6 protein-coding genes and 2 pseudogenes are annotated in these 7,909 nt (G+C 39.7%); 1 reads left to right on the forward strand and 7 read right to left on the reverse strand.

The window, feature by feature from the left end; translation table 11 throughout:
* Window positions 1-96, forward strand: a pseudogene (locus tag RU87_RS09255) (IS5/IS1182 family transposase); the annotation flags it as partial.
* A gap of 80 nt (window positions 97-176) precedes the next feature.
* On the opposite strand, the pseudogene RU87_RS09945 reads toward RU87_RS09255, so the two are convergent.
* From RU87_RS09945 to RU87_RS09290, 7 genes and pseudogenes are all read right to left on the reverse strand, one after another.
* Window positions 177-551: pseudogene (locus RU87_RS09945) on the reverse strand (YdcF family protein); the annotation flags it as partial.
* A 75-nt stretch (window positions 552-626) separates the two neighbouring features.
* The gene (locus RU87_RS09265; protein ID WP_068164876.1) at window positions 627-1,382 is read right to left on the reverse strand and encodes an ABC transporter permease; all 756 of its coding nucleotides are present in this window, start codon (window positions 1,380-1,382) and stop codon (window positions 627-629) included.
* Window positions 1,379-2,029 carry an ABC transporter ATP-binding protein gene (locus tag RU87_RS09270; protein ID WP_068164873.1) on the reverse strand — a complete coding sequence of 217 codons (651 nt, stop codon included), beginning with the start codon at window positions 2,027-2,029 and terminating at the stop codon, window positions 1,379-1,381. Before RU87_RS09270 ends, RU87_RS09265 begins: the two co-directional genes overlap by 4 nt.
* Window positions 2,026-2,265: a hypothetical protein gene (locus RU87_RS09275; protein ID WP_068164872.1), complete on the reverse strand. Its 240-nt coding sequence runs from the start codon at window positions 2,263-2,265 to the stop codon at window positions 2,026-2,028. Before RU87_RS09275 ends, RU87_RS09270 begins: the two co-directional genes overlap by 4 nt.
* 124 nt (window positions 2,266-2,389) lie before the next feature.
* Window positions 2,390-3,610, reverse strand: coding sequence for a restriction endonuclease subunit S (locus RU87_RS09280; protein WP_231860465.1), 1,221 nt, complete (start codon window positions 3,608-3,610; stop codon window positions 2,390-2,392).
* Window positions 3,603-5,198 carry a type I restriction-modification system subunit M gene (locus tag RU87_RS09285; RefSeq protein WP_068164865.1) on the reverse strand — a complete coding sequence of 532 codons (1,596 nt, stop codon included), beginning with the start codon at window positions 5,196-5,198 and terminating at the stop codon, window positions 3,603-3,605. The genes RU87_RS09280 and RU87_RS09285 overlap by 8 nt, the downstream gene beginning before the upstream one ends.
* A partial coding sequence (locus RU87_RS09290) for a type I restriction endonuclease subunit R (protein ID WP_096835853.1) occupies window positions 5,198-7,909 on the reverse strand: 2,712 nt, incomplete at its 5' end. The genes RU87_RS09290 and RU87_RS09285, both read right to left, overlap by 1 nt.

Raw genomic sequence — 7,909 nt, forward strand, 5'->3', positions numbered from 1 at the left:
AATAGGGTACCAGTGAATTGGACGAAGAACAAAAGAGCACAGAGGGATACAGCTGCTCGCTGGACAATTAAAGGTAATGTGAGACACTATGGCTACTTAGACAGAACTTTTTGAGGATAAAAATGTTCAAATTGTTGTCCGTTGCAAAGAAAGTTTCAAGAATGAAGTGAAGTTTTTGGCAAAATCAGAATGGCCAGTCCCAAGTACAAGGTCAGCATATTCGCCAACGTATGACTCTCACGACGCCACATGATCCACGCATCCCATAAGAGCAAGAAAGCTTGTAAGGTAAAAATCAGCCCAATCAACAGGATCAGCAACACAAACAACGTCCCACTGATAATGATCAACCAGTGGATATTGCTACCTAAAATTGTAATCGCCAGCATGGTTAAAAACTAATAGAAAAATAGCGAAAACCAAATACCGTTACCTAGGCGAACCTTATCGCGATGATAACGCCAACCAAAAATGGTTCCAAATATGAGTGGTACTAACCAGCCCCAGTAAAACATTGCTGGAACTGGAACCCAAACCGCTGCGTCATTCACATCAATACCCCCGCATTAAGTTTTATTTCAGCTTCCATCATAAAGGACTCCCCGCGCGACTGCAATCAGGAGTCATTACTTCAACTGTTTTTGTTCATTATAGAAATTACGGTAAGCTAAATAGCACGCAATGATTGACCCCAAACTAGTCGCTGATAAGAGCATGAACGTGACCATAATTTGATACCTAATGGCCCGTACTGGATCGACCCCTGCAAAGATCAAACCGGACATCATACCTGGCAGACTGACTAGACCCACGGTCTTTGCCGAATCAATGGTTGGTGACATCCCCGTACGAATCGCCTCACGCACGATGGCAATCGAAGCATCAAGTAGACCAGCCCCTAACGCCAACCGTTCAAGCACACCTTGCCGCTGGTCATGAAACTGACTATTGAGGCTGCGATAAGCCAGCCCAATTGCGACCATTGAATTCGACGCAATCATACCAGAAATGGGAATCATTTGCGATGGCACAAACTTAATTGCACCAGATAGCACGAGGACGCTGAGTGTTACCCCCGTACTAACAAAAATGGCTAATAACGAAATGGCTAATGCATGGTCAATCCCCGGCCCCCGTTTTTTCGCATTCCAAGCCGCATTGAAGATAATGAAGCCCATCATCGCCAGCGTTAGCCACAAATTGTTGACTCGGAAAATATACTTTAGCAAGTAACCCACGATAAATAGTTGTACAACAGCCCGCACGACACCAATGACGATGTCCCTATCCAAGCCAAGTTTCTGCCACAAACTAATTCCTAACGCGATGAGCACTAACATTGCCGCCAAAAATAGCGACGTATTATTAACTGCTAAATTCATGCGTGTACCTCCAATCTGCCAGCAACCACTTTCGCTAATTGATCTGCCGCAGCAATCTCTGTCGCGTCATGAGTAATCATGATCGTTGTCACGTGATCCTGCTCATTTAACTGTCGTAACCAGGCGTGCACGATTTGCTTATTATTTTCATCCAAACCAGCTGTCACCTCATCTAATAACAACACTTTTGGTAAGAATAAGATGTTGCGAATCAGCGCGACCCGCTGCCGTTCACCACCGGAAAGCTCGATAATCGGCTGATGCAGGGTTCGTTCGGACAGCCCAACATTATTTAACGCCGTTACCACTCGTTGCGTATCCGTGACTTGCTTACGAATTTGGTACGGGAAAGCTAAGTTATCTGCCACCGTCTCACCAAATAACGTCGGTTGTTGGAAACAATATGAGACTTGCCGCCGATACATGATTGGGTCATAACTTTCAATCGGCTGCCCATCAAAATTCAAGGTCCCACTTGTTTTAGAAATCATGGCCGCAATGATCCGTAATAACGTACTTTTCCCACCACCGGATGGTCCCGTCAATGTAATATGAGCCCCAGCTGGAATCTGCCAATCAACATCATGTAAAATATGTTGATCAGCGATTTGATAATTAACTTTTTCTAAACTAATCAATGAATTCATATGCCCACCCCCGATCGCATAATGATCGGCGCCGACAACATCCGGATGAAAAAGTGCTCAGAAGTCAATAAATTGGACTTATCTGTTTGATGTATTAATACACGAACCTGTGTAGCCATTGGCAAAGCCATATGAATCATACCTGAGTCAAAGTGTTCCGTATAACTACGGAGGAGTTCTAATTGAACTTTTAATTTATCATTATTTTCCTTGATCGATCGTTTTTGTCTAGACATACGTTTTCTCCTATCTAGGGAGTATTATATCATTTTATAAAAAAACAACACCCGTTATCTAACTATTAGATAATGGGGGTTGTTTTAATAGTCTTTCCTAGGGGTCATTATCTAATTATAGACCCTAAACAAACATCTTTTGTAAAAAGCCTTTTTTCTGTTCTTTCAACAAATCTAACTTACGTTGATGAAGAGCGATAGTGTTATCTAGCTGTTTGAAGAACGAACCGATTTTTTTTTGTTCTTCAAATTCTACAGGAATAATAACTTCTTTATCTAGTAGGTCTGCTTTTGTAATTCCTTTTATTGATGTTCCTTGGATGTTATTAAGCTCCCTTTGCAACATTTTGTAAATGGAGTACATTCCAAAATTACAATCAACTTGAAGATTTGATAATGATAAAAAATCTTGACTTGAAGTAAATTCATAAGGCATAAAGGCTAATTTACCAACACCTACTCTAGTAACTATGGCTATTGAATTCTTAGGTATAAGTTTAGTAGCTGAATTTTTAACAGCATTCTCAGTAATATGTTTTTTAGGTAACACACCAAATAAGTGATCACTAGAAAGATCGCTACTTTGAATCCAAGGTATTTCCCCATTCCAATATTCTGTTACTGATGTCTTCGGAGTTCCTCCACCAAAAGTATCTTTAGATAATTCTCCTAACTTACGCTCTTCCCAATCGTCAGCAAACCCCGCAAATCGCAATTCAGGAACTTTTTCCCCATTTTTAGGGAACATTTTTTGCAAGTAGCCTTTTTTCTGTTCTTTCAACAAATCCAACTTACGTTGATGAAGAGCGATAAGGTTATCAAGTTGCGTAAAGAATGAAACGATTTTAGCTTGCTCCTCGATATTTGGGAAACTCAAATGTCCAGATATCGCATCTGCATCTGACACAAGCAGTGTATTCTTCGAGCCTTTATTAACTAAGGGGTACAAGTAATGGGTTGCAAAATTGTCATTTGACAGTAGCCAACCGACGAAAGCAGCATTTGCCTCGCGAGACTGATAGACGGCATACAGAGGGGAAACAATGCCTTCTGCTTCGCTGGTTTTAAAAATACCGTTGGGAGCTCCTTTTAAAGGGCTTTTAGTATAAATTAGATCGCCTTTATGGACTACACGATAATTTGCAATAGATGCTCCAGCAAATGAACGCCCCTGATATTCAATTTGATTAACAACTCCAGCTTCACGAGATACCGAAAGCACGTCGGCCCTAGAGAATTGATTGCCATTTTTTTCAGATGATATTGAAATCACATCGCCAAGCTTACGCTGTTCCCAATCATCCGTAAAACCTTCAAACCTTAATTGTGGACTCTTTTTACTCATCATGCCCACCTCTCAAAAGAAGACGCATCGAATCAATCAATGCTTGATTCTCTTCACTTTCTGAAAAATTGTCAATCAACGATAAGAGCACTTGCTCTTGTTGAACTAATTCTTCATTGATCTTAAGGAGATTGGTATTTACTGCAACCAAATCAACCGGTTCCTCTTCCTCAAAGGTATCTACATAACGAGGGATATTTAAGTTAAAGTCATTTTCTTGGATCTCATCAAAACTTGCAACATGAGCATATCTTTCAATATCTTCTCGTTTTTTGTAGATAGAAACAATTTTATCAATATGTTCATCCAACAGGACATTTTGATTTTTTTGTTTTTCAAAATCTTGAGAAGCATCGATAAACAAGACATCACGACGAGAACGGTTTTTCTTCAAAATAATAACCGTTGTCGGAATACTCGTTCCAAAAAAGATATTGGCTGGCAAGCCAATGACTGCATCAATAGCTCCCATTTCTAAAAGGGCCTGACGAATGGTTCCTTCTGCGGCTCCTCTAAAGAGCACGCCATGCGGAAGGACAATCCCCATTGTTCCCGATTCTTTCAAATGGTAAAAACCATGAAGGAGAAAGGCAAAGTCCGCTTTAGATTTAGGCGCTAATTTTCCAAAACGCTCAAAACGAGGGTCAGAGAGAAATTTATCTGCCGCCGACCATTTCGCAGAATAAGGAGGGTTCATAACCACAGAATCAAACTGATAAGGCTCTTCTGAGGGCCAATCGGCGTCTAAAGTGTCCCCGTTATTCAGGTTCATGCGTTCTTTATCTACTCCATGAAGGATTAAGTTCATACGTGCCAAGTTAAAGGTCGTCGTATTTAGCTCTTGGCCATGATAATGGACTTGATTTGGATTGATGAGATAGCGACGGATATTAAGCATCAAAGAACCTGATCCCATCGCAGGATCGTAAATATGAAAAGGCGCTCGAGATTCTTGTCCGATCGACGTAATTTCTGACATGATGCGTGAAACAGCTTGAGGGGTATAAAACTCTCCTGCTTTTTTACCTGCACCTTCCGCAAACATCCCGATTAAATACTCATAAGCGTCCCCAATGACATCGCCATTGTGTTCAAATAAGTCAATCTCATCTAAGGCACGCAAGACCTCAGTAATCGTCACATTACGTTGTTGTGCATTTGAGCCTAATTTTGTGGAGTTTAAATCAATATCCGCAAACAATCCACTAAATTCTTCTCCTTGACGTTCCAACTCATTAAAACCTGCTTGTAAGTCGGTCAAGTTAAATTCATAGTTATCAGCTTTGATGCGGTAGTGATAAAACAATTGATCGGGTTGGATAAAGTAACCTTGTTTGGGTTGGATATTTTCGATTAAATCGTCTTTGTCTTCTTCGTACCATTCCATGAAGCCTGCATACTGAGTGGAACGTTCTGGGAAGGTATCTGTTTTTCCATTTTCTTGTTCATAAACTTCTCTCAGCTGCGCATCAGACAAGTACTTATAGAAAATTAATCCCAGTAAGTAGTTTTTGTACTCACTTGCATCCATCTTTCCACGTAAGATATCCGCAGAAGCCCATAGTTGTTGATTTAAACCTGTCGCCATTATAATTCTTCTTTCCATTTTTGAATTTGTTCAAAATTTTGTTGTAGTCGTTCTTCTAAAACTTTTGTTCTTCTTCTGTATTTTTCACCCGTTTTGGCTTCGAACTCTTCTTTACTGAGGGTCATCGAATCCAGTAAATGGGTTAAATAAGGGATTGTTTTCTTATCGCCTTGATATTCATTCATTGCAGACTGTAAAAAGTCGAAGGATAATCCAAATTCTTCAGCTTCTTTTTGAAGTTGTCTTTGAATTTCATTTTGAATCGATGTCTCTTTTAATTGAGCTACATCAATCTCTTCAGTCGTATTGACGAGTTGATCTTTCAAGGTGTGATACATCTTTTGGATTTGAGGATCCTTTTGTTGGATTTCTTTTTCAAATTTTTCAACGGCGCCTGCTTCGTTTAATTGGATCGCTTTCAAAAGTTGATTAATATAAAAACTATCCACGACGTCTTTATGCGTCGCATTGAGCTGCGAAGAAAAAGCAATCTCTTGTAAAAGCTTCTCGAAGTCTTCCTCAGAATGCCCCTCATCCTCGAGCATTTCTTTAATCTTTGTTTTAATATTTTCCGTTTTTCCTTGATATTGTGGCAACTGCTCCACTACTTCTGAAAATGCTTCAAAGTCCTCTTCGTATTGATCATAGCTTCGGAGCGCTTTATAACTCTTTTCTAGCTTTTGATAAGCACTTACTTGCGCAATCATCGTTTTAAGATCATTGGGATTATCCGATAGCTCGGCTTCGCTTTGTTTATAAAGTGTTGAACATTCGATAAATTCTTTTTTGACTTCTTCATATTCTTTTGGAATCAGTTGATCAAAGTTTTGCTTTTCATTTGAGAATAGACGAAACGTGTTTTGCACATTTTCTTTCATGGTGAAGGGTTTTCTAAAAGAGACAATCAAACCAGAATCTTTTCCTGTATAAATACGGTTGGTTCTTGAGAACGCCTGAAGGAGCTTTTGATAGTTCATTTCTCGATCAATATATAAGGTTTGAATCGTTGGAGAATCAAAGCCTGTCAATAAACGATCGACAACAATGACAAAATCTAGCCACTGACCATCCGATTGATATTGCTTTTCCTTACGGGCCAACCGTTTATTAATATTTTGATTGTAGAGTTTCTCATCTTGATAAGGAGAAGCATCAAACTGTTTCGCATACTCTTTCATGATCTCTACTAATTCATCGTCTTGTTCATTTTTTTCTAATTGATCCGGATTGGTTGAGAAGGTAATAGCTACTCTTGGGAAATCTTTATCAATCAGTTGATGACGTTCATCAAATTGTCGCCCATTCAAGAGTGTCCCATTATCTTTCATTTCCTTTAAAATCCGGTAAATATGTTTGGCTTGGGCAATCGAGTGAGTGGTAAGAATGGCTGACATCGTAGGAAAACCATTCTTTACCTTGAACTTTTTGACCACACTTCTCCGATTAAAGATTTTTTGTAACATGGTACGAATATGTTCATCTGTTTCATAAAGTTCCGTAGGCAACAATTTTTCTTGTTGTAAGACATCGTCTGGCAACTTTCCTTTATTGAGTTGGGTGACAATCACCTCTTGATCCTCTTCTGAAATCAGTGAATGATACTCGACTTGAAAGCCTAACACAGCCCCATCATCCATGGCATTTTTGGTTGTATAGGAGTGAAGGAGTGGCCCGTACTGCTGGCTCGTTGTTCTAGCAAAAGTTCCATTTTCTTGCTTTTTATTTTCTTCAAAAATAGGCGTCCCCGTTAATCCAAACCAGGTTGAATTGGGTAATATTTTCTTAATCCGCTTCATTTCCTCATCACTAACCGCACGATGAGCCTCATCAACAATAAAAACAAGATGTTCTTGCCGTAGCTTTTCAAATTGATTGGAGCCTTTTTCTTCACTCTCTTGTTGGGCACTCCGCATAGCCGCAGAGAGTTTTTGAATCGTGGTCACTAAAATCGTATTATTATTTTTTGATGAAAGGAGGTTTCGAGCCAACTGTTTTTGATTTTTGATCCCAACAATCAAAGTATTGGCTACCGAATTTCCGGTCGTTTGTCCGGTATGATATTCCGAGGCAAACTTCGTAAACTCATCCTGCGTTTGAGCATCTAAGTCCGTTCTATCAACAACCATGACCGTACGATCGACACCGATCGCATTTTGTGCTAATAATTTCGTTGCGACAAAACTGGTAATGGTCTTTCCTGAACCTGTCGCATGCCAAATGAATCCTCCTTCATGCTGTGCCGCTTTTTGACGAATCTTACGAATCGCATGAATTTGGTAAGGCCTTAAAACCATGAGGAATTTTTGATTTTTTTGATCATCGACGAGAATGGTATATTGGCTAATCAATTCATGGGCATCGGGTATCCGCAAAACTGTACGAGTAAAATCAAACAAATCGGAAACCGTTTGATTGTCTTCAGTCCGCCAATTAAATAAAAACTTCTTCATCTGAGCATAGGCTTCAGCGGTATCTTCACTAGGTCTTGCAAAGTATCGGGTATCGACTTTATTTGAAATCACCATGATTTGAGTAGTTGCGTAAATCCCTTTAAAAAATCCATCTTCTGCATAACGCTGAATTTGATAATAAGCTTGCATGAAACCGTCTTTAGCGGACTCTTTTTTGAGCTCAATATGAATGATTGGGAGCCCATTAATCAGCAAACTCACATCTCCACGATCTACTCTAGAGGCATCTGGGACCACTTG

It is taken from the genome of Pseudolactococcus plantarum (genome assembly GCF_002441715.1).
Classification (GTDB): Bacteria; Bacillota; Bacilli; order Lactobacillales; family Streptococcaceae; genus Pseudolactococcus; species Pseudolactococcus plantarum.